This window comes from Rahnella rivi, assembly GCF_019049655.1.
Classification (GTDB): Bacteria; Pseudomonadota; Gammaproteobacteria; order Enterobacterales; family Enterobacteriaceae; genus Rahnella; species Rahnella rivi.
This window is the reverse complement of sequence record NZ_JAFMOX010000049.1, coordinates 79,268-99,741: the sequence shown is the minus strand read 5'-3', so window position 1 is coordinate 99,741 and position 20,474 is coordinate 79,268. Positions and strand designations below refer to the sequence as shown.

The 20,474-nt window shown below is 52.4% G+C and carries 17 protein-coding genes; 6 read left to right on the top strand and 11 right to left on the bottom strand.

The features are described 5' to 3' along the window. Positions 1-16: 16 nt before the first annotated feature. Together J1779_RS05570 and J1779_RS05565 are read right to left on the bottom strand one after the other, a co-directional pair. A complete protein-coding gene (locus tag J1779_RS05570; RefSeq protein ID WP_217203046.1) occupies positions 17-1,708 on the bottom strand; it encodes an AsmA family protein in 1,692 nt (563 codons plus the stop codon). Positions 1,709-1,858: 150 nt separating this feature from the next. After that, positions 1,859-3,253: a nucleobase:cation symporter-2 family protein gene (locus J1779_RS05565; RefSeq protein ID WP_217203045.1), complete on the bottom strand. Its 1,395-nt coding sequence runs from the start codon at positions 3,251-3,253 to the stop codon at positions 1,859-1,861. A 238-nt stretch (positions 3,254-3,491) separates the two neighbouring features. Here J1779_RS05565 and gltS point away from each other — a divergent pair, with 238 nt between their 5' ends. Then, positions 3,492-4,703, top strand: a complete 1,212-nt coding sequence (gltS, locus tag J1779_RS05560; protein ID WP_056777567.1) for a sodium/glutamate symporter — start codon at positions 3,492-3,494, stop codon at positions 4,701-4,703. A 57-nt stretch (positions 4,704-4,760) separates the two neighbouring features. Here gltS and J1779_RS05555 read toward each other — a convergent pair whose 3' ends face one another. The 6 genes from J1779_RS05555 to gmk all read right to left on the bottom strand — a co-directional run bounded on the left by J1779_RS05555 (position 4,761) and on the right by gmk (position 12,165). Beyond that, complete coding sequence (locus tag J1779_RS05555; RefSeq protein ID WP_217203044.1) at positions 4,761-6,086, bottom strand: PTS sugar transporter subunit IIC; 1,326 nt, start codon at positions 6,084-6,086, stop codon at positions 4,761-4,763. A gap of 215 nt (positions 6,087-6,301) precedes the next feature. Then, positions 6,302-8,383 (bottom strand): ATP-dependent DNA helicase RecG, encoded by a 2,082-nt coding sequence (gene recG, locus J1779_RS05550; RefSeq protein ID WP_122097103.1) that lies wholly within the window; start codon positions 8,381-8,383, stop codon positions 6,302-6,304. Continuing rightward, entirely contained in the window at positions 8,380-9,078 is a 699-nt protein-coding gene (trmH, locus tag J1779_RS05545) for a tRNA (guanosine(18)-2'-O)-methyltransferase TrmH (RefSeq protein WP_056777558.1), read from the bottom strand. Before trmH ends, recG begins: the two co-directional genes overlap by 4 nt. A gap of 5 nt (positions 9,079-9,083) precedes the next feature. Further along, positions 9,084-11,192, bottom strand: coding sequence for a bifunctional GTP diphosphokinase/guanosine-3',5'-bis pyrophosphate 3'-pyrophosphohydrolase (gene spoT / locus J1779_RS05540; protein ID WP_056777553.1), 2,109 nt, complete (start codon positions 11,190-11,192; stop codon positions 9,084-9,086). A gap of 19 nt (positions 11,193-11,211) precedes the next feature. After that, positions 11,212-11,487, bottom strand: coding sequence for a DNA-directed RNA polymerase subunit omega (gene rpoZ, locus J1779_RS05535; RefSeq protein ID WP_056777549.1), 276 nt, complete (start codon positions 11,485-11,487; stop codon positions 11,212-11,214). A 54-nt stretch (positions 11,488-11,541) separates the two neighbouring features. After that, on the bottom strand, positions 11,542-12,165 hold the full coding sequence (gmk, locus tag J1779_RS05530; RefSeq protein WP_056777546.1) for a guanylate kinase: 624 nt from the start codon (positions 12,163-12,165) through the stop codon (positions 11,542-11,544). Between the two features lie 281 nt (positions 12,166-12,446). On the opposite strand from gmk, the gene ligB reads away from it, so the two are divergent. After that, positions 12,447-14,144, top strand: a complete 1,698-nt coding sequence (gene ligB, locus J1779_RS05525; RefSeq protein WP_217203043.1) for an NAD-dependent DNA ligase LigB — start codon at positions 12,447-12,449, stop codon at positions 14,142-14,144. 19 nt (positions 14,145-14,163) lie between these two features. Here ligB and J1779_RS05520 read toward each other — a convergent pair whose 3' ends face one another. Next, on the bottom strand, positions 14,164-14,784 hold the full coding sequence (locus tag J1779_RS05520; protein WP_056777538.1) for a trimeric intracellular cation channel family protein: 621 nt from the start codon (positions 14,782-14,784) through the stop codon (positions 14,164-14,166). A gap of 346 nt (positions 14,785-15,130) precedes the next feature. On the opposite strand from J1779_RS05520, the gene J1779_RS05515 reads away from it, so the two are divergent. Both J1779_RS05515 and fabF read left to right on the top strand, forming a co-directional pair. After that, positions 15,131-15,751 (top strand): TetR/AcrR family transcriptional regulator, encoded by a 621-nt coding sequence (locus J1779_RS05515; protein WP_056777535.1) that lies wholly within the window; start codon positions 15,131-15,133, stop codon positions 15,749-15,751. Between the two features lie 139 nt (positions 15,752-15,890). Further along, positions 15,891-17,165 (top strand): beta-ketoacyl-ACP synthase II, encoded by a 1,275-nt coding sequence (gene fabF / locus J1779_RS05510; RefSeq protein ID WP_056777531.1) that lies wholly within the window; start codon positions 15,891-15,893, stop codon positions 17,163-17,165. Positions 17,166-17,245: 80 nt separating this feature from the next. Here fabF and J1779_RS05505 read toward each other — a convergent pair whose 3' ends face one another. Further along, a complete protein-coding gene (locus J1779_RS05505; RefSeq protein WP_122097101.1) occupies positions 17,246-18,109 on the bottom strand; it encodes a YicC/YloC family endoribonuclease in 864 nt (287 codons plus the stop codon). Positions 18,110-18,236: 127 nt separating this feature from the next. On the opposite strand from J1779_RS05505, the gene rph reads away from it, so the two are divergent. Together rph and pyrE are read left to right on the top strand one after the other, a co-directional pair. Then, complete coding sequence (rph, locus tag J1779_RS05500) at positions 18,237-18,953, top strand: ribonuclease PH (RefSeq protein ID WP_056777524.1); 717 nt, start codon at positions 18,237-18,239, stop codon at positions 18,951-18,953. Between the two features lie 85 nt (positions 18,954-19,038). Beyond that, complete coding sequence (pyrE, locus tag J1779_RS05495; protein ID WP_056774439.1) at positions 19,039-19,680, top strand: orotate phosphoribosyltransferase; 642 nt, start codon at positions 19,039-19,041, stop codon at positions 19,678-19,680. A 68-nt stretch (positions 19,681-19,748) separates the two neighbouring features. Here pyrE and slmA read toward each other — a convergent pair whose 3' ends face one another. After that, positions 19,749-20,345 carry a nucleoid occlusion factor SlmA gene (gene slmA, locus J1779_RS05490; protein ID WP_056774442.1) on the bottom strand — a complete coding sequence of 199 codons (597 nt, stop codon included), beginning with the start codon at positions 20,343-20,345 and terminating at the stop codon, positions 19,749-19,751. Positions 20,346-20,474: the final 129 nt, after the last annotated feature.

The following is a 20,474-nucleotide window of genomic DNA, read 5'->3' as shown; positions in this document are numbered from 1 at the left end:
GTGCCGCAACCATACCCTATGGCGTCGCAGACCCATTCACCAGCCCGTTGACCATCTTCAGATCGATGACCTGACCTCCGGTGGCGTTAACCTGAAGTGTGCCGTTCAGCGTCGGTTTATAATCCACGCCGGCAGGCATTTTTCCTTGCAGGTTGAGCTGCATATTCGCGTTACCGTCGAGGGCCAGATGCGGCCAGCCCCAGTTTTCCAACTGATTAATGGGTACGGCGCGGCCAGTCACTTTTACTGAGAACTGGCGCTGCGGTTGCTGATCCACGGTCCCGGTCGCTTCCAGCAGCCCTTCCTTGGTGAAAGCACTCAGCTCTGAAATAGTCACCTGACGGTCGTTGGCTTCCAGCATGATGGAAGGGCGACGCACATCATTTCGGTTGAACGTGGCTTCGCTGGCGTTCAGATTGAGTTTTCCGTCCCACATTCCCCACTGGTGATTACGTGCCAGCAGCAGATTATTGCCGAGGCCGTCGAGCGACGTCAGCTGGAAAGGAAACTGCGGATTGATATCGATAATCAGGTTCCGGTTGGCAATAAACCGGCCCACCGAGATTTCTGCCAGTGAATCCGGCAGCGGCTGAAGCCAGAGCTGTTTCCAGTTTTGCGGCAACGTGTATTCCAGCCCGGCGATGGAAAACTCATCGAGTTGCAGCCGCTTATTCGCCCGCAGCCAGTTACCTGTGGTCCGCAGTAAACTGCGCTCCCAGCGCGCGGTGGCCTGCTTGATCGAAATGCCCTGAGGCGACAGGTCGAGATTAATGATCGGATCCTGAATGTGCAGATTGCCGTTAATCATGTCAGTCGCGTTCAGCGTGATCTCACCGTCATCACTTTGCCAGTCGCCTTTTTCCAGCGTCACATCCTCAACGGAAAGATCCACATCGCTGAATGCCCAGTCAGTGCCTTGCAGACGGGCGTCGATCAGGTCCATCCGCTGAATGGTGACTTTTGGCAGGGTCTGGAAATCATCGAAAAATGCAGAAAGTGATTTTGAGGTTTGCAGGCGTACATTGCTCAGACGCAGATTTTCGATATTCCAGCTGCCGTCCGCCGCCTGGCTGGCCTTACCCGTAAGCTGGCCCCGCGCCAGATCGCCGCCGAAATTCGCGAGCGTCAGGTTTTTATTGTTCAGGTTACCCTGAATCAGGACGTGTTCGGCTGGCAGCCCGTTGACGGTCAGCGTCGCGGCACTCAGCTGGAAATCGGCTTTATCGCCCAGCAGCTGGTGTGGTTTCGGTTGCCACGGTGAAATACCGGCGTTGATTTGCTGGCCCTGAATCTCCAGTCCCGCCGCGTTACCGGTCAGCGCCATTTTACTCAGCTGAAGTGTGTTCGCCTGCAACGGTAAATTCATGGCGGAAGGACTGACGTTCAGGCGCCCATCAACCAGAACCACGCGGTCGAAAAAGCGCGGTTCTGTTATCTGACGCCAGCTCAAATCCAGATCAACTTCGCCAGCACTGAGCGTCTCAGGCTGATTTTTTTGTCCGAAAATGACATGGGTTAGCGTAATCCGTCCTGGCGTGGACCAGTCATGGTCGATTTTTTCGACGGCGAACCGGTAATCACTGTTATCCGTGACCCAGTTGCTGACCCTGCCAGCGGCCCAGCGGGTTTGTAATAGGACGTAAACCAGCACAATCGCCAGTACCAGAAGCAGAACGAACGTCAGCAAAATTTTACCGATAAATTTCATCGTCTGGGGCCTGTAGCGTGAATTAGGGATAAAGGTTCTCTGTTTATGCCGTAAACAGCGAAATTTCTCAACAGCTTAGCAGACTGGAGACAATAAAAAGCGGCAGGGGTTCCAGACTCCCTGCCGCGGTGACATTCTTCTTAATGTCGGTTATGACTTTTCGTGAGGGAAAACCAGATTCAGAACAATCGCCGTAATCCCGCCTGCGGCAATCCCGGAGGACAACAGCGTCTTAATCCAGTCTGGTGCAAACTGCAGGATCAGCGGCTGCTGAGAAACGCCCATGCCGACGGCCAGAGACAGCGCCATGATCATGATCGCGCGGCGGTTCAGGCGTTCACGAGACACTATGCGCACCCCGGAAGCGGCAATGGTGCCAAACATCACGATAGTCGCGCCACCCAGAACCGGCTCTGGAATGTGTTGGACGAATCCGGCGACCGCAGGGAAAAGCCCCAGTACGATCAGCATCAGCGCCACCACAAAACCTACGTAACGGCTGGCAACGCCGGTCAGCTGAATCACGCCATTGTTTTGCCCGAAACAGGAATTCGGGAATGTATTAAATACCGCCGAAAGCATCGAGTTCAGACCGTTCGCCAGTACGCCGCCCTTAATTCGTTTCATGTACAGCGGTCCGCTGACCGGCTGCTCTGACACGTCTGATGTGGCAGTGATATCCCCGATGGTTTCCAGCGACGTGACCATAAAGATCAGCATCAGCGGGATCAGCAGATTCCAGTCAATTCCCAGTCCGTAGTAAAGCGGCGTCGGGAAGGTGATCCAGCTGGTTTGCGTCGCTGGCGTAACCGTGGGCAGCATTCCCATCATCCACGCCGCCAGATAGCCCACCGCCATCGCGATGACCAGTGAAGCGACCCGCAGGTACGGGTTACGCTGGCGGTTCAGCAGAATAATGACCACCAGAACAACCGCAGCCAGCATCAGATTTTTCGGTGCGCCAAAGGTGTGGTCGCTCATTGCGGCGTATCCGCCACCAATCGAGGTCAGCCCCACCTGAATTAACGACAGACCGATAATCATCACCACAATCCCGGAAACCAGCGGGGTGATCACACGGCGCGCCAGATGCAGGAAGCGGGACAGAATGATCTCAGTACAGGACGCCAGCATCAGCGTACCGAACAGAGCGGCCATCATGGTCGGCACATCCGCGCCACCATTTTTCAGCGCCAGTCCACCCATAATCAACGGAGACACAAAGTTAAAACTTGTTCCCTGAATCGAGAGTAAGCCCGAACCCACCGGCCCCCAGGTTTTAATCTGCAAAATGGACGCCAGACCAGAGGCAAACAGCGACATGCTGATGATGTGCTGGGTGTCCTGCGCGGGTAATCCCAGCGCCTGGCAAATCAATAATGCCGGAGTAATGACCGCAACAAACATCGCCAGCAAATGCTGGCAGGCGGCAAATAATGTCTGCGGGAGCGGCGGCCGGTCTTCGAGCCGGTAAATCAGTTCACTTTTGGGCGGGCGGGAGAGTTCAGGTTGCTGTGTTTCTTGTTCTGCGGTTTGCGTACTCATGTTGTGGCATTCCAATAAGCGGCAAAGCGGGCATTTTTATTGAAAATGACCACAAAAGCAATCGTTTGCTTATGGCAATTTATAACCATGTATTTTAGTTAAGTTGGCTTATGTGCGCTGTTTTTCTTGCCTGATGCCGGTTTTATGACTTCTAATTCAGTTTCTGGGAAAAAAGAAATTACTGATATTCATATAATTATATGATTTTATTGGATTTAATACAAAATGGAGTTCTTTAATGATTCAGCTCGATACCTACGGCACGCTGGTGGCTGCCACGCTGGTTCTCCTTTTAGGACGCAAATGCGTCCAGTCGGTCAAACTTCTCAAGAAATACACCATTCCTGAACCCGTTGCGGGCGGTTTACTGGTCGCCGTGATGCTCCTGCTAGCCAACCGGATCATGGGCTGGGAAATCGGATTTGATATCTCGTTAAAAGAACCCCTGATGCTGGCATTTTTCGCGACCATCGGCCTTAACGCCAATCTGGCTAGCCTGCGTTCAGGGGGGAAGAGCCTGATGCTGCTGATCTTTGTTGTCGTCGGATTGCTGTTGCTGCAGAACGTCATCGGCATAGGAATGGCAAAAATGCTGGGTATGGACCCGCTGATGGGGTTGCTGGCCGGTTCTATCACGCTTTCCGGCGGACATGGCACCGGCGCTGCCTGGAGCAAGGTTTTCGTCGAACGCTATGGTTTCGAAAGTGCGACCGAAGTGGCAATGGCCTGCGCGACCTTCGGATTGGTGCTCGGCGGTATTATTGGCGGGCCGGTTGCCCGCTATCTGGTCAGTCACTCTTCCACACCGAACGGTTCTCAGGATGACGCGGCCGATCCCAGCGCATTTGAAAAACCGTCCATTGGCCGCATGATCACGCCACTGGTGCTGGTGGAAACTATCGCGCTGATTGCCATCTGCCTTACCGCTGGCAGCCATATTTCGTTATTGCTGCAGGGGTCTGCCTTTGAAATCCCGACCTTTGTTTGCGTCCTGTTTGTCGGCGTGATCCTCAGCAATCTTCTGGCGTGGCTGGGTTTTTATCGCGTCTTCGATCGTGCAGTGTCCGTGCTCGGTAATGTCAGTTTGTCGTTGTTCCTGGCAATGGCCCTGATGAGCCTGAAACTGTGGGAAATGGCGTCGCTGGCGTTACCGATGATGGCAATTCTGCTGGTGCAAACTGTTGCGATGGCGCTTTACGCCATTTTTGTCACTTACCGGGTCATGGGCAAAAATTATGATGCCGCCGTTCTGGCGGCAGGGCATTGTGGGTTTGGCCTGGGCGCCACGCCGACGGCGATTGCCAATATGCAGGCAATCACTAATCAGTTTGGCCCTTCGCACCTGGCTTTTCTGGTTGTCCCTATGGTGGGGGCGTTCTTCCTGGATATCGCCAATGCCATCGTCATTAAGCTGTTCCTGATGTTGCCTGTCTTCCCGGCGATTCTGTAAAAAAATAAGGGCGCAGAAACGACTGTTTCCGCGCCCATCTTCTCTTTTCAACGTGGCTTAATTCAGGGCGTCTGCCTGCTCCGTATAGACTTTTTCCTCTTCCGCGGCTTTCTCCTGCGTCAGTAACTGCTTCTCGTAGACTTTAAAGAATGGATAGTAAATCACCATGGAAAGCGCCATCAGCATGATGACCAGAATTGAAACTTTGAAATCCCAGCCCATCGCCCACGCCGCACCAATCGGTGCCGGAGATGTCCAGGGAACCAGAGACATCATGTGCGGCAGAAGGTTGGTTGAAACAGCCAGATAGGCGACCACGGCATTGATCATCGGCGCCAGAAGGAAAGGAATGAAAAATACCGGATTCATGACGATCGGCGTGCCGAAGATCACCGGTTCATTAATGTTGAAACAGCTGGGAACCAGGCTCAGTTTCCCCATGGTGCGCAAATGCGCTGATTTACTGCGGCAGAACAGTAACACCAGCCCCATCGTTGCGCCGGAGCCACCAATGACGATCAGAAAATTCCAGAATGCCTCGGTCATGATATGTGTCATCGGCAATCCGGCGGCCAGAGCGGTCTGATTGAGGCCGAGATTGGTTAACCAGAAAGCCTGTAACATGCCCGAAACAATCGCAGAACCGTGGATTCCAGCAAACCATAGCAAATGACAAATCAGCACCGCGAGAAGCACGGCAGGCAGGGAGTCGGCGGCAGAAATCAGCGGTTCGAACAGTGCCATAATCGCCTGTGGCAGCAACATATCAAACCCGGACTGCACCAGTAAGCTGATGGGGAAAAGAGTCATCACGACGGCAATAATGGGGATTAACAGATCAAACGAATGCTTGATGTTCGAGGGAACCTGCTCGGGCAGCCGTATGCCGATATTGTATTTTTTCAGCAACCGCGTCAGTTCGGTAACGTAGATGGCCACCAGTATCGCGGTGAAAATCCCCACGCCGCCCAGCGCTACCGTTGACATCTTTTCATCGACCTGTGGCGCCGCCACCAGCAGGAAAGACATGAGCGACAACATGGCCGTCATAAACGGATCCAGTTTGTAGCTTCTCGCCAGATTGTAAGCAATGGAGGCGGCGATGTAGATCGACATGATGCCCATGGTCATATTGAACGGCGTGAGTATCTGGACTTCATATTTCGCTGACAACGCCAGCCAGCTGCGGGCGAACCCCCATGATGATTCCGGCGAAAAAGGAGGATGCACGAAAACGAGTAAAAACGATCCGACAATCATAAACGGCATTGCTGAAATAAAGCCGTCACGCACGGCCATAACATGCCGCTGAGAAGATAACCGGGCCGCGAACGGACTGATTTTTTGTTCTATAAACTGAAAGAGTGACTGACTGATGCTCATAATGATAATGGCCTTATGATGAAGAAATCACACAGGGTTGCCTTAATTATCATCAGTGTAGATGCGGGGTATGAAACCGGTTACCGACTTTGTGCCAGTCTGTGAAGGTCATCAAATAACCAGTGAAGAAAGAGAGTGCGGGCCGTTTTGAACAAAACCCGGAGGAATGTATTCTTCGAAAACATCATTTTTAATTATGTTTTCTGAGGGGGAAGTCAGGCGTTGGTGTAACGAACGCGCTCCGGCAGCCAGCGTTCAATCAGTGCTTTAGCATGGTCGGGGAATTGCTGCTGGAGATAGCGCGCGATGCGCTGTACATCCGGGATCATCGCCTGATCGCGCAGCAGATCGGCCACTTTGAACTCTGCGCTGCCTGTCTGGCGCGTGCCCAGTAATTCTCCCGGACCACGGATTTCTAAATCTTGCTGTGCAATCACAAAGCCGTCGTTGCTGTCACGCAGAACCTGTAAACGCTTCTGCGCAGTCTTGCTGAGCGGCGTTTTGTATAGCAGAACACAATGGGATGCGACTGCGCCACGGCCAACGCGGCCGCGCAGCTGATGCAGCTGCGCCAGACCCAGTCGCTCCGGATTTTCGATGATCATCAGGCTGGCATTCGGCACGTCAACGCCGACTTCAATGACGGTGGTCGCCACCAGAAGCTGCACTTCGCCTTTTTTAAAGGCCTGCATGACGGCCTGCTTTTCCTGCGCTTTCATACGGCCATGCACCAGCCCGATATTGAGCGCCGGAAGGGCTTCTTTCAGCCCTTCCCAGGTCGCTTCTGCCGCCTGAGCTTCGAGCATTTCTGATTCTTCGATCAGCGTACAAACCCAATAGGCCTGACGATTTTCCTGCTCGCAGGCACTTTTGACGCGGCTGATAATGTCACTGCGGCGGGTGTCAGGAATAGCGACGGTGGTCACCGGCGTACGTCCCGGCGGCAGTTCGTCGATCACGGAGGTATCGAGATCCGCATAGGCCGTCATCGCCAGCGTTCGCGGGATAGGCGTTGCCGTCATGATCAGCTGATGCGGATGGAAGCCCTGCTGTAATCCCTTTTCCCACAGCGCCAGACGCTGATGCACCCCAAATCGGTGTTGTTCATCAATGATCACCAGCGAAAGGGAAGAAAACAGTACCTGCTCCTGGAAGATGGCGTGAGTCCCGACCACCATTGAAACCTGACCGCTGGCAATCGCATCCTGCTGCGCCTGCCGGGCTTTGCCCTTTTGCTTGCCCGCCAGCCAGCCTACCTGAATCCCCAGCGGTTCGAACCACTGGCGGAAGTTATTGGCGTGCTGTTCAGCCAGCAATTCTGTCGGTGCCATTAATCCGACCTGCTGGCCCTGAGCGATAGCGCAAAGTGCCGCGAGAGCCGCCACCAGCGTTTTACCAGAACCCACATCGCCCTGAACCAGACGCATCATCGGATAACTCTTTGCCAGATCCTGCTCAATTTCCGTCACAACACGTTCTTGCGCCCCGGTTGGGCTGAACGGCAGTGAGGCGAGGAACTGTTTTTTCAGGCGATCGTCGTGATGTAACGGCATCGCTTTATAACTTTGTGTACCCGCGCGAACGGCCAGCATGCTGAGGTTATGCGCGAGTAACTCTTCCATAATCAGTCGGCGCTGTGCCGGATGATGGCCTTTCTCAAGATCAGCCAGCTGTATATCCGGCGGCGGGCGATGCAGCAAATGAAGCGCCTGAGGAAGTGATATCAGCGAACGGCTCAGTTCTTCGGGCAACAATTCGGCGATAGGCACGGTATCGAGCAATTCCAGCGCCTGATCGGTCAGCTTACGCAGCGTCGCCTGACGGATACCTTCTGTAGTGGGATAAACCGGTGTCAGCGACTCCTGCAAAACGACTTCGCTGTTCTCGCCCTGAATGCGGTATTCCGGATGAATGATTTCTGCGCCGATCGTGCCGCGTTTGATTTCACCATACGCAGTGACCCGTCGGCCTGTCGCCAGACTGTTTTTCATCGCAGCGTTAAAGTTGAAAAAGCGTAACGTTACCATGCCGGTGCCGTCGCTAATCTGACACGTCAGCATTCTGCGGCGACCAAAGCTGATATCGCAGCGCAATACTTCGCCTTCAATGGTGGCAAACAGGCCGGGCAGTAAATCATTTATGGCATACAGGCGGGTACGATCTTCATAACGCAGGGGAAGGTGGAGCAGTAAATCCTGAATAGTTTCAAGGCCGAGCTTAGCGAGTTTATCTGCCTGACTGGCTCCGACGCCAGAAAGTGACGTGAGCGGGATGGCGTCGAGCAGGCGGCCTTTCATCTTTTTTTGACCGTCATTTGCATCGCTGACCACCATTCATCATCGGCAACAATTTGCCCCTGATCGTCAATGAAAGGGCGTGGAAGTTTTTTTCGCTTCGCCACATTCGACAAAACCGGATAACCGCCCTCAAATAGCAAACGCTGTTGTTCTTTCTCGCTGAGCAGGCTGGTTTCGCGGCGGTAAAGCCCTGCGTTTTCACGCTGGCGCTGGGCTTCGTACAGAATAAGCGCCGAGGCGACAGACACGTTCAGAGATTGCACCATACCGATCATCGGAATAATGATGTCGCTGTCAGCCAGTGCTAATGCTTCAGGCGTGATACCGGTTTTTTCCTGGCCAAGCAGAATGCAGGTCGGGCGGGTGTAATCAATTGCACGGAAATCGACGGCTTTTTCAGACAGGTTTGTGGCTAAGATTTGCATGCCCTGCGCCTTCATTTTGGCGACGGCATCCTGAATGGTTTTGTGTGTTTTGACCTGAACCCAGCTGTTACTTCCTGCCGCAGAAGAAACCAGCGTTTTCATTCGCGTTGTAGGCCAGACGGCGTGGATCTCATGAACACCGACGGCATCTGCGGTGCGAATGACCGCCGAAACGTTATGCGGTTTATGCACCTGTTCCATGCAGACTGTCAGGTCTGGCTGGCGAGCCGTCAGCATTTCACGAATACGTGCATAACGTTCTGGAGTCATAACAATCAGTTTCGGTTGCGGGTAACTTTGATAACGTCCGGCATGATACGAATTTTACGCATGATATTCGCCAGATGAACGCGATCGCGGGTCGTCAGGCGGATAAAGGCGCTGTAGACACGGCCGTCTTTTTCTTCAGTGCTCAGGCTTTGAATGTTTGACTGCGCGGCGTTAATCGCAGCGGTCAGGTTCGCCAGTGCGCCCTGATGATTGAACATATCGACTTTGATTTCAGCGATAAATTCCTGATCGGTTTCCTGATGGTCATCCCAGTCAACAGCCATGAATTTCTCAGGTTCTTTCTGATAACCACGGATATTACGGCAGGACTCATGGTGAATAACCAGACCTTTGCCCGGACTGATATGAGCAATAATCGGATCACCTGGGATTGGGCGACAGCATTTCGCGAATGTAATCAGTACGCCATCTGCACCTTTGATAGGCAGATTGCGCGTGCCTGAAGTTGCCATTGAAGACTGGTCACCCATCAGATTTTTGGCGACCACGACACTCATGGCGTTGCCCAGACCGATTTCAGCCAGTAAATCATCCATCGCGGCGAGCTTCATACGATCCAGCTCGTTTTTGATGTTTTCAGGCGGAATATCTGACAGTTTCTTACCGGCACCCAGTGCATGATTCAGCAGACGACGACCAAGCGAAACAGAGTCATCACGCTTAAGGTTCTTGAGCATCTGGCGAATTTTGGCGCGGGCCCGTGAGCTGACAACAAAGTTCAGCCAGGCCGCATTCGGTCGGGCACCCGGTGCGGTGATGATTTCGATGGTCTGGCCGCTGGTGAGCGGCTGTGAGAGCGGATAAGGCTGGCGGTCAACGCGCGCGCCCACGCAGGCATGACCGATATCGGTATGCACGGCGTAAGCAAAGTCGACCGGCGTAGCACCTGCAGGCAGTTCTACGATGCGCCCTTCCGGCGTAAAGACGTAAATCTCGTCCGGGAACAGATCCGATTTCACGCTCTCGATAAATTCAAACGAGTTGCCCGCACTTTGTTGCAGTTCGAGCAAACTCTGTAACCAGCGCTGGGCACGAATTTGTGCCGTTGTGCTGGTTTCACTGTTCTCTTTATAAGCCCAGTGAGCCGCAACCCCCATTTCTGCCATCTGATCCATATCTTCGGTACGGATTTGTACTTCCACCGGCACGCCGTGCGGGCCGATAAGAGAAGTATGCAAAGATTGATAGCCGTTGGCCTTGGGGATAGCGATGTAATCTTTAACCCGGCCTGGACGCGGTTTGTACAGACTGTGTGCCTGGCCTAATACGCGATAGCAGGTATCGAGTTCTTTAACGATCACCCGGAAGGCGTAGATATCCATAATGGAATGGAAACGCTGTTCCTTCAGGTGCATTTTGCAGTAGATCGAATACAGGTGCTTCTCGCGACCGCTGACACGGCACTGAATACCGGCTTCGGTCAAACGGCCTTCTATCTCAGAGAGGATTTTCTGAATCATTTCTTTACGGTTACCACGCGCGGCTTTCACCACTTCTTTAATCACGCGATAACGGTTCGGATAGAGTGCTTCGAAGCCCAGCTCTTCGAGCTCGGTTTTCAAATGATGGATACCCAAACGGTGTGCCAGCGGGCTGTAGATTTCCAGCGTTTCGCGGGCAATGCGGCGACGTTTGTCCGGGCGTAAAGAGCCCAGTGTGCGCATGTTGTGGGTACGGTCAGCCAGTTTGATCAAAATGACGCGGATGTCTTGCACCATCGCCATGACCATTTTGCGGAAGTTTTCCGCCTGTGCTTCTTTCTTATCGCGGAATTTCAGCTTGTCTAACTTTGAAACGCCTTCAACCAGTTCAGCAACGCTTTTGCCAAACAGTTGTTCCATATCCTGGTAGGTTGCAGGCGTGTCTTCGATAACGTCGTGTAATAACGCCGCCATCAGAGTCTCGTGATCGAGCCTCATTTCAGCCAAAATACATGCCACGGCGACCGGGTGAGTAATATAAGGCTCACCGCTGGAACGTGTCTGCCCCTCATGCGCGTCCCGCGCAACGAGGTAAGCCTGCACGAGGCGCTTAATTTGCTCCTCCGGCAGGTATTTTTGAATCAGTTGATTCAGGCTTTCAAAGATATACAAGTGAGATCCGTTTCGTTAATTAACGACGACCTTCAGCGATGGCAGTGACTGCCTGAATCTCTGCGGCTTCCTGCTCTTGCTGTTCCTGACGATCGCGAACATCAAGGATCTTATTCGTGATCAGGCCTTCTTCGATTTCGCGCAGAGCGATAACGGTGACCTTGTCGTTTTCTTCAGCGACCAGTGGATCTTTACCACCAGATTGCAGCTGGCGTGCGCGACGAGCAGCCACCAACACCAGGTCAAAACGGTTACCAATTTTCTCTACAGCGTCTTGAACAGTTACGCGTGCCATATATGTGCTACTCCACAGGGGGACGAAAGACTGGGCATAATACTGAAAGTGACTTCAGTCTGCCAATAGTTTGGTGATTAATCCGTCATGACGGAGTTTTTGACGGCTCAGACGAAGACGTTCGGCGCGAATAATGGTTTTTAAATCCGACAGCGCCAGATCAAAATCATCATTCACGATTAAATAATCGTATTCAGCAAAGTGTGTCATTTCTGCCACCGCTTGCGCCATACGTTTTGCGATCACTTCTTCACTGTCCTGACCACGGCCACGGAGGCGGCGGTCAAGTTCATCCTTCGACGGCGGCAACACGAAAATGCTGCGAGCCTGCGGCATTTTCGCACGGATTTGCTGCGCACCTTGCCAGTCGATATCCAGAAAAACATCCACGCCAGAGGCCAGCACTTGCTCAATGGTGACACGTGAAGTTCCGTAGTAATTACCAAAAACTTCGGCATGCTCTAGAAAGTCATCGCTTTCAATCATCTCAAGAAATTCTTCTTTAGAGACAAAGAAATAGTGCTCGCCATGTTTCTCGCCCGGACGTTCTGAACGGGTGGTGTGTGAAATAGAAACCTGCGTGTCGTAGAGCGGTTGCGTTTTAAGTAAAGCCTGAATCAGACTTGATTTACCTGCTCCACTGGGAGCGGAGATGATATATAGCGTGCCTTGAACCATGATGATGACGTTTCAACTGAATGGGTTGATAGGAAGTATGCGAAGAGTGATCTCCCGCACAGTATACACGCTCGCCGCATCCGGTGCAGCGTCCAGTCGTATTTCATCGCAACTTCACGACAGAAAACAGCCCTTCCTGCCAGATTTCCGCGCCACATTCCAAAATTTCTTACTGTTACTGCAACCAAGTAAATAAGCAGGAAGGCATCCCGCAAAGATGAAAAGTGGCGCTGGCAGCGAAGAAAACACAGGTGTTTACTGACGGCCACAAGGAGGTGCCTATGCGCCGGATCGTATTTCTTATCAGCCTGTTCTTTCTGCCATTTTATGTACCCGCCAACAATGAGCTGCCGCAGGATTGCCCAGCATGGTCATCAGCGCAACTGACAGAGGAAACCCGGCAACTGACGGCGCAACTCGCGCAATGGGACAAAGATTATCACCAGTCCGGCAGCAGCCCGGTTGAAGATGCGGTTTACGATAATTTGCGCCAAAAACAACGTTTGTGGCTGCAATGTGCCGGTCAGTCTTCCGAAGACACGGGAGTACCTGTTGGTGTGAATGATCTTTATCCCCATCCGGTAGCTCATACCGGCCTAAACAAACTGCGTGATAAGCAAGCGGTTTCAGGCTGGATGCGCGGGCGTAAAAATCTCTGGGTGCAGCCTAAAGTCGACGGAATTGCCATCTCACTCGTCTACCGGCATGGGCAGCTTGCTGCACTGTTAAGCCGTGGGGACGGGGCAAAAGGTCAAAACTGGACAGCCAAAGTGCCTTTAATACCGTCAATCCCCCTCAAAATCCCGGATACCCGCCCCGAGCTGGTTTTGCAGGGCGAACTTTATCTGAAGATGACCGGTCATCAGCAGAGTGTTGCGGGAGGCATGAATGCGAGATCCAAAGTCGCGGGAGCCATGATGCGCACCGCCGGCACTGAGCTGCTGTCGCAAGTGGGCGTGTTTATCTGGTCATGGCCAAACGGCCCGGCCACGATGACCGATCATCTGGGGCAGTTAAGCCTGCTCGGATTCCCGATCGTTGGCCAGTTCACGATTCCGGTGCATTCGGTGGATGATGTCGATAAATGGCGGCAAAACTGGTTTACCCAACCTCTCCCGTTCGCTACCGACGGTGTCGTTATCCGGCAGGAAGAAGAACCCGCAGGTAAATATTGGCAAAATAAACCTGCTACCTGGGCGGTTGCATGGAAATATCCGCCTGCCAAAGCACTCACGGAAGTTGCCGGGGTTAGCACAACCATCGGACGAAGTGGAAAGGTGACAGTGATTCTGAACCTGAAACCACTCAGGCTCGATGATAAGTGGGTAAGCAAAGTGAATGTGGGTTCCATCTCCCGGTTTAAGCAATGGGATGTCATCGCAGGAGATCAGGTGGCGGTTTCACTGGCCGGGCAGGGGATCCCACGGCTGGATGATGTCGTGTGGCGGGTACGCGAGCGCTCAGAAAGTGTATTGCCAGATCCTGAATCCTACGGTGCACTTTCCTGTTTTACGCCAGAGCCAGGCTGCAAACAGCAGTTTCTCTCACGGCTAATCTGGTTAAGTGGCCCGGAATCGCTGGATATGGCTGGCTTCGGGGGAGCCACCTGGCAAAAACTGCTGGAGGGCGTTCCTCTCAACTCTTTGACCGACTGGCTAGGTCTGAATGAAGACGTTATGTCAGCTGTACCGGGGATAGGTATTAAACAAGCGAAGAAGTTGATGGCGCAAATTCAGCTGGCGCGGAATAAAAGCTTCAGGCACTGGCTTTCCGCGTTGGGTTTCCCCTCTTTTGCCGTGAAATTTGCCGGGCAACAGCCTTCCTGGAATCATCTCCAGGAAATGACGCCACAAGACTGGGAAACGGCCGCGGGTATTGGACAAAAACGCACCGGGCAAATCGCGGACTTCATACATCATCCGCAGGTCATGGCGTTGACCGAAGCGTTAAGGCAGGCAAAGGTGCCCGCTTTTCAGTGACGGGCAACGTGCCGGGAACTTAGTCGTGATCCGAATGCGGATAATTAAAGACGGGCAGTCCGAGGCGAAATCGCAACGCAATCAGGCGGGCGACAAAACCCACCAGCAGGGTAATGATGATCACCAGGTTATGCGGCATAGCGAAATACTGCAGACCGATATAAACCCATGCCGAGGCGAATGAAATCCCTGCGTAAATCTCTTTCTGAAACACCAGCGGGATCTGGTTGCACATCATGTCCCGCAATACACCTCCGAAGACACCGGTTATCACCGCACACACGGAAGCGATAATAGCGCCATGGCCCATATCAAGCGCGACCTGAGTCCCGATAATAGAGAACACCACCAGACCCAGCGCATCCAGCACTAAAAAGAGCTTTCGCAGATGCTGCATTAATGGCGCAAGCCAGGTTGTCAGGAGGGCTGCAAAGGCAACAATGATTATGTATTCAGGATGTTTTACCCAGCCGAGTGGATAATGCCCCAGCAGCATGTCACGTACTGAACCTCCGCCAATGGCGGTGGCAGAGGCGATAATGATGACGCCAAAAGAGTCCATCTTGCGACGTCCGGCAGCTAAAGCACCGGTCATGGCTTCTGCGGTGATACCAATAATATAAAGAACAGTGAGTAACATGAGTGTGCGCCGGACGGATCAGAAATGAGGAAACAGTAGCCGCGTAGAGTAATCAGGTTTTAAATTCCTCTCGACTGATTTTTTCTTTTGTATCGTTTTTAAAATTACTAAAACTAATGTGAAAAGGTATTCAATCATCAGGTGTATAAGGATTTTAGTGAAGCAGCAATAATTTTAGATTAGAAAAATCGTCATTGCTGACTTGTTTACAGTCCACTCTTCCTCTCTCAGGCCCACGACGACCTCTTAACCTGTCAGGAAATATCTTCTGCTAAATAGTGACGAATATGTATAATCGTTACCCACTCACACATCGTTTAATTGCTTTACCTATCCGGAGGAGTTTATGAAACCCGATATTCCGGTTGCGTTAACTCAGCGTGGACCTGCCGAACATGAACGGCGTGAGCAGATCATCAATGCAGCATTTGAGCATTTCCGGCTTTACGGTTATGCCAAAACGTCGGTGGCCGATCTGGCAAAATCCATCGGTGTCTCAAGTGCTTATATTTATAAATTTTTTGAGTCAAAACAGGCCATTGGCGAAGCGATTTGTTCTCAACGTGTCGGACAAATTGATCATGCGCTATTACTGATTGCACAAAGTGACCAAAGTGCCACTCTGCGCCTGCGATCCCTGTTTAGAACACTGCTTACGCGTAGTCTTGATCTCTTCTTTCAGGACAGAAAGCTGCATGATCTTGCTGCGATAGCCTCTGCTCAACAGTGGAAATCGACGTTAAATCATCGCGCTACGATGTACAGCATCATTGAGAAAATTGTCACGGACGGTCGCGAATCCGGGGAGTTTGAGCGTAAAACGCCGCTGGATGAAGTCTGTATGGCGATCACTACCGTGACGACGCCGTTCTCACATCCGCTGCTGCTGGAACAGAAAACCCCCGAGCAGCTGGAAGAACGCGTAACCGCTATTACCAGCCTGGTTTTACGAAGCCTGGCGAAATAACGAAGACAAAATTTTCGGGTTACGGGTTTACAAAACCGTAATTCGTCACATACTGTCAGCTTTTAAAGACCCTGTTTCTGCCGGACGAATCAAAACCCCTGCAAAAACGTATGCATTAACGGACAGGAAGGAACATTTTATGACTCATCGTCGAGTAGTGATTACCGGCATGGGGGCTGTGAGTCCTCTGGGCTGTGATATCGAAACTATCTGGAAGCGCCTGCTGGCCGGTCAGTCTGGTATCCGTGTATTGCCGGATGAGATTGTTGAAACGCTGAGCGTGAAAATCGGCGGTCAGGTGCAAACTAAAGAACAGGACCCTGAGTCTGGTTTCGATCCGGACCTGTTTGTCGTGCCGAAAGACCAGAAAAAAATGGACCGCTTCATTCTGTTTGCCATGGCCGCAGCCGAAATGGCGATCACTCATGCGGGCTGGAAAGCTGAAACCGCTGAGCAGCAGGAACGTACCGCGACCGTCATCGGTTCTGGTATCGGCGGATTTCCGGCCATCGCCCATGCCGTTCGTACCAACGACAGTCGTGGCGCTAAGCGTTTATCTCCGTTCACCATTCCTTCATTCCTGGTGAATCTGGCAGCCGGTCAGGTTTCCATTAAACATCAGTTTAAAGGCCCTATTGGTGCCCCTGTAACCGCATGTGCGGCAGGCGTTCAGGCGATCGGCGATGCAGTGCGTTTGATTCGTAACGATGAGGCGGATGTTGCATTATGCGGTGGCGCTGAAGCGGCGATCGATACCGTCAGCCTGGGTGGTTTTGCTGCCGCGAAAGCGATGTCAGCGGGTCATACCGATCATCCTGAGAAAGCATCCCGTCCGTTCGACAGTGGCCGTGATGGTTTCATCATGGGTGAAGGCGCCGGTATGCTGGTCATCGAAGAGCTGGAACACGCAAAAGCCCGTGGTGCGACTATCCTGGCTGAGATCGTCGGTTACGGCACCAGCGGTGATGCTTATCACATGACTTCAGGTGCAGAAGACGGGAATGGCGCAGGTCGCGCGATGAAAATTGCGTTGCGTCAGGCGGGTATTCAGCCTTCAGACGTACAGCATCTGAATGCTCACGCCACATCCACACCGGTCGGCGATCTGGGTGAAATCAACGCGATTAAAACCCTGTTCGGGACTGACGGTAAACTGGCTGTGACCTCGACTAAATCAGCGACCGGTCATTTATTGGGCGCAGCGGGGGGGCTGGAAACTATCTTCACGATTCTGGCTATCCGTGACCAGATTGTTCCGCCAACGTTGAATCTGGAAAACAAAGATGAAGCTGCTGCCGGTCTGAATATCATCGGTAATACTGCGCAAAAACATGGCATTACCTATGCTTTGTCGAACGGCTTTGGTTTCGGCGGCGTGAATGCCTGCGTACTGCTCAAGCGCTGGGAAAAGTAATCCCCCTCACCGCTGACACATAAAAAAACGCCTCGGGTTGTGATGACCTGAGGCGTTTTTATTACATCGGTACAAATAAATTACTCGATGTTCTGAATCTGTTCGCGCATCTGTTCGATCAGCACTTTCAGCTCGATGGCTGATGTGGTGACATCGGCATTAATTGATTTTGACGCCAGTGTGTTCGACTCGCGGTTAAATTCCTGCATCATGAAATCAAGTCGACGGCCGACGGCTTCTTCTTTCTTCATGATTTTATGCGTTTCTTTGACATGCGCTTCAAGCCGGTCCAGCTCTTCGGCAACATCAACACGCTGAGCCATCAGCACTAACTCTTGCTCCAGTCGTGTGTTTTCCAGCTGTACCTGTGCATCTTCCAGCTTGCTGACCAGACGCTCACGCTGCCATTGCAGAATATTAGGCATATGGGCGCGGACCTTCAGCACTTCTGCGCTGACGCCGTCAAGACGCTGTTCGATCATCACTTTCAGAGCGGCACCTTCGCTTTCACGGGCGCTGATGAAATCATCCAGAGCGGTTTCCAGTGCCTGCAGCAACTCGGTGCTGATAGCGTCCAGATCTTGTTCTTCGGCCAGCATTACGCCAGGCCAGCGCAGAACTTCCAGCGGATTAATTTCACCTTCGTCACTTTGCATTTTTACCCACTGCGCGGCTTCTACCAGCTGTTTAGCCAGTTTTTCGTTCAGCTGCAATGAGCTTTGTGCACCCGGATCGAGGTCAAAACGCAGATTACATTCGACTTTACCACGGGTCAGACGGGCACGAATGCGTTCGCGAACGACCGGCTCCAGGCTGCGGAATTGCTCCGGAAGACGGATATAAGTTTCCAGATAACGTTGGTTTACCGAGCGGAGTTCCCACGCTGCGCTGCCCCAGTCACCCTTAATTTCGCGTCGTGCATAAGCGGTCATACTACGAATCATGTATGCGTACCTGTTAATGTAAAGATGGAGGGATTATAGCCTCGGTGGACGGGTCATGATAGGCATTACCTCATGAAGTCCGTATAATGCGCAGCCAAACATGATTTGCGACCCGGAGTACTATCCCATGCGTCCAGCAGGCCGAAATGCACAACAAGTGCGCCCCGTAACACTGACCCGCCATTACACTAAACACGCTGAAGGTTCCGTGCTGGTGGAGTTTGGTGAAACTAAAGTGCTGTGTACCGCAACGGTAGAAGAAGGCGTTCCGCGTTTTCTGAAAGGCCAGGGTCAGGGCTGGATCACTGCAGAATACGGGATGCTGCCGCGTTCTACTCATACCCGTAATCCGCGTGAAGCCGCTAAAGGCAAACAGGGTGGTCGTACTCTCGAAATCCAGCGTCTGATCGCACGTTCTCTTCGTGCCGCAGTGGATTTGAAAAAACTCGGTGAATTCACCATCACCCTCGACTGTGATGTTTTACAGGCTGACGGCGGTACGCGTACCGCGTCTATCTCGGGTGCTTGTGTTGCGCTGGCCGATGCGCTGAATGCGCTGGTCGCTGCGGGTAAACTTAAAGCCAATCCGATGAAAGGCATGGTTGCGGCGGTTTCTGTCGGTATTGTTAAGGGTGAAGCGCTGTGCGACCTTGAGTATGTAGAGGACTCCGCTGCTGAAACCGACATGAACGTGGTGATGATGGAAGATGGCCGCATGATCGAAGTGCAGGGCACTGCCGAAGGCGAGCCGTTCAGCCACGAAGAGTTACTCAATTTACTGGCCCTCGCGCGAGAGGGAATCGACACCATCTTCCAGGCGCAGAAAGCGGCACTGGCGGAATGATTTTTTAAGGCGACTAAGAAGTCGCCTTTTTTATGGCCTGCGGGCTGACAATGTCAGAAATACGAGATTATCGAGGAGACCATCAATGAAAGCCTATCAGCGCCAATTTATTGAGTTCGCACTGAACAAGCAGGTTTTGAAATTCGGCGAATTTACCCTGAAGTCCGGGCGTATCAGCCCTTACTTCTTCAATGCCGGTCTGTTTAATACCGGACGCGATCTGGCGTTACTGGGACGTTTCTATGCCGAAGCATTGATGGATTCAAAAATTGATTTCGATTTAGTGTTTGGCCCGGCTTACAAAGGTATCCCGATCGCGACGACCACTGCCGTTGCGCTGGCTGAGCATCATGAACGTGATGTGCCTTATTGCTTCAACCGTAAAGAAGCCAAAGATCATGGCGAAGGCGGTTTACTGGTAGGCAGCCCGCTGCAAGGGCGCGTCATGCTGGTTGATGATGTGATCACGGCGGGAACAGCCATTCGTGAGTCTATGGAAATCATCAATGCGAACCACGCGACGCTCGCCGGGGTTCTGATTTCCCTGGATCGTCAGGAACGCGGACGCGCTGATATCTCTGCCATTCAGGAAGTTGAACGCGACTACCATTGCAAAGTGATTTCTATTATTACGCTGGCAGACCTCATCGACTATCTGGAAGAAAAAACCGAAATGGCTGACCATCTGGCGGCTGTGCGTGCATATCAGCAGACGTACGGCGTTTAAGATTCGCCAAAAATGAAAAAGGGCCGAAAGGCCCTTTTTAACATCTGACACATTATTTCGACGCGACGTTATTGCAACTGAGCCGAGATGAGCGGCCAGCGCGTATCAAAATCCTGCGTGGGACGGTACTTAAACTCTGAGCGCACAAACCGCGATAACATCCCTTCACAGTAAGCCAGCAACTGGCTGGCGAGCAGCGTTTCATCATAGGTAAAACCGCTGCCTTCACGCATTTTCTTTTCCCGCAGTACCTGACGCAACTGGGCTTCAATTCGCTCAAAGAGCTGATTGATGCGGCCCTGCAGGCGGTCCTGTTCAAACATCAAAGCATGTCCGGTCATGATGCGTGTCAGGCCCGGATTGCGCTCTGCAAAACCCAGAACCAGCAGCAAAATCAGACGGATCCGGTTCAACGTATCCTTTTCATCCTGCAAGATGAGATTGATACGTGAGATCAGGCTGTCTTCAATAAACTCGATTAAGCTGTCAAACATCCGCGTTTTACTGGGAAAATGACGATAAAGAGCTGCTTCCGAAACACCTACGCTGGCAGCGAGTTTCGCGGTCGTGATCCGCTGGCTGCCATCACTGGACTGAAGCATTTGCGCTAACGCCTGCAAAATCTCTTCGCGCCGGTTCCTTTTTGTCGTTTCTTTCTCTGCCATGTCTGAATAGACCCTTGCTAAAAAACGGCTAAAATCATGGAGAAACCGCACAACTGCCGCATGAATCGCTATGATCCTGCGGCTTTTTTCGTTCCCTTGGTGTTGTTACGGTCTGATAGTGATAAGGAT

Bases quoted from the DNA above. Each gene is read 5' to 3' on its own strand.
- J1779_RS05505 (WP_122097101.1), bottom strand. From the start codon at position 18,109: ATGATTCGTAGTATGACCGCTTATGCACGACGCGAAATTAAGGGTGAC.
- rpoZ (WP_056777549.1), bottom strand. From the start codon at position 11,487: ATGGCACGCGTAACTGTTCAAGACGCTGTAGAGAAAATTGGTAACCGT.
- J1779_RS05565 (WP_217203045.1), bottom strand. From the start codon at position 3,253: ATGAGTACGCAAACCGCAGAACAAGAAACACAGCAACCTGAACTCTCC.
- J1779_RS05515 (WP_056777535.1), top strand. From the start codon at position 15,131: ATGAAACCCGATATTCCGGTTGCGTTAACTCAGCGTGGACCTGCCGAA.
- recG (WP_122097103.1), bottom strand. From the start codon at position 8,383: ATGAAAGGCCGCCTGCTCGACGCCATCCCGCTCACGTCACTTTCTGGC.
- gltS (WP_056777567.1), top strand. From the start codon at position 3,492: ATGATTCAGCTCGATACCTACGGCACGCTGGTGGCTGCCACGCTGGTT.
- J1779_RS05520 (WP_056777538.1), bottom strand. From the start codon at position 14,784: ATGTTACTCACTGTTCTTTATATTATTGGTATCACCGCAGAAGCCATG.
- J1779_RS05570 (WP_217203046.1), bottom strand. From the start codon at position 1,708: ATGAAATTTATCGGTAAAATTTTGCTGACGTTCGTTCTGCTTCTGGTA.
- slmA (WP_056774442.1), bottom strand. From the start codon at position 20,345: ATGGCAGAGAAAGAAACGACAAAAAGGAACCGGCGCGAAGAGATTTTG.
- rph (WP_056777524.1), top strand. From the start codon at position 18,237: ATGCGTCCAGCAGGCCGAAATGCACAACAAGTGCGCCCCGTAACACTG.
- fabF (WP_056777531.1), top strand. From the start codon at position 15,891: ATGACTCATCGTCGAGTAGTGATTACCGGCATGGGGGCTGTGAGTCCT.
- trmH (WP_056777558.1), bottom strand. From the start codon at position 9,078: ATGACTCCAGAACGTTATGCACGTATTCGTGAAATGCTGACGGCTCGC.
- J1779_RS05555 (WP_217203044.1), bottom strand. From the start codon at position 6,086: ATGAGCATCAGTCAGTCACTCTTTCAGTTTATAGAACAAAAAATCAGT.
- ligB (WP_217203043.1), top strand. From the start codon at position 12,447: ATGCGCCGGATCGTATTTCTTATCAGCCTGTTCTTTCTGCCATTTTAT.
- gmk (WP_056777546.1), bottom strand. From the start codon at position 12,165: ATGGTTCAAGGCACGCTATATATCATCTCCGCTCCCAGTGGAGCAGGT.
- pyrE (WP_056774439.1), top strand. From the start codon at position 19,039: ATGAAAGCCTATCAGCGCCAATTTATTGAGTTCGCACTGAACAAGCAG.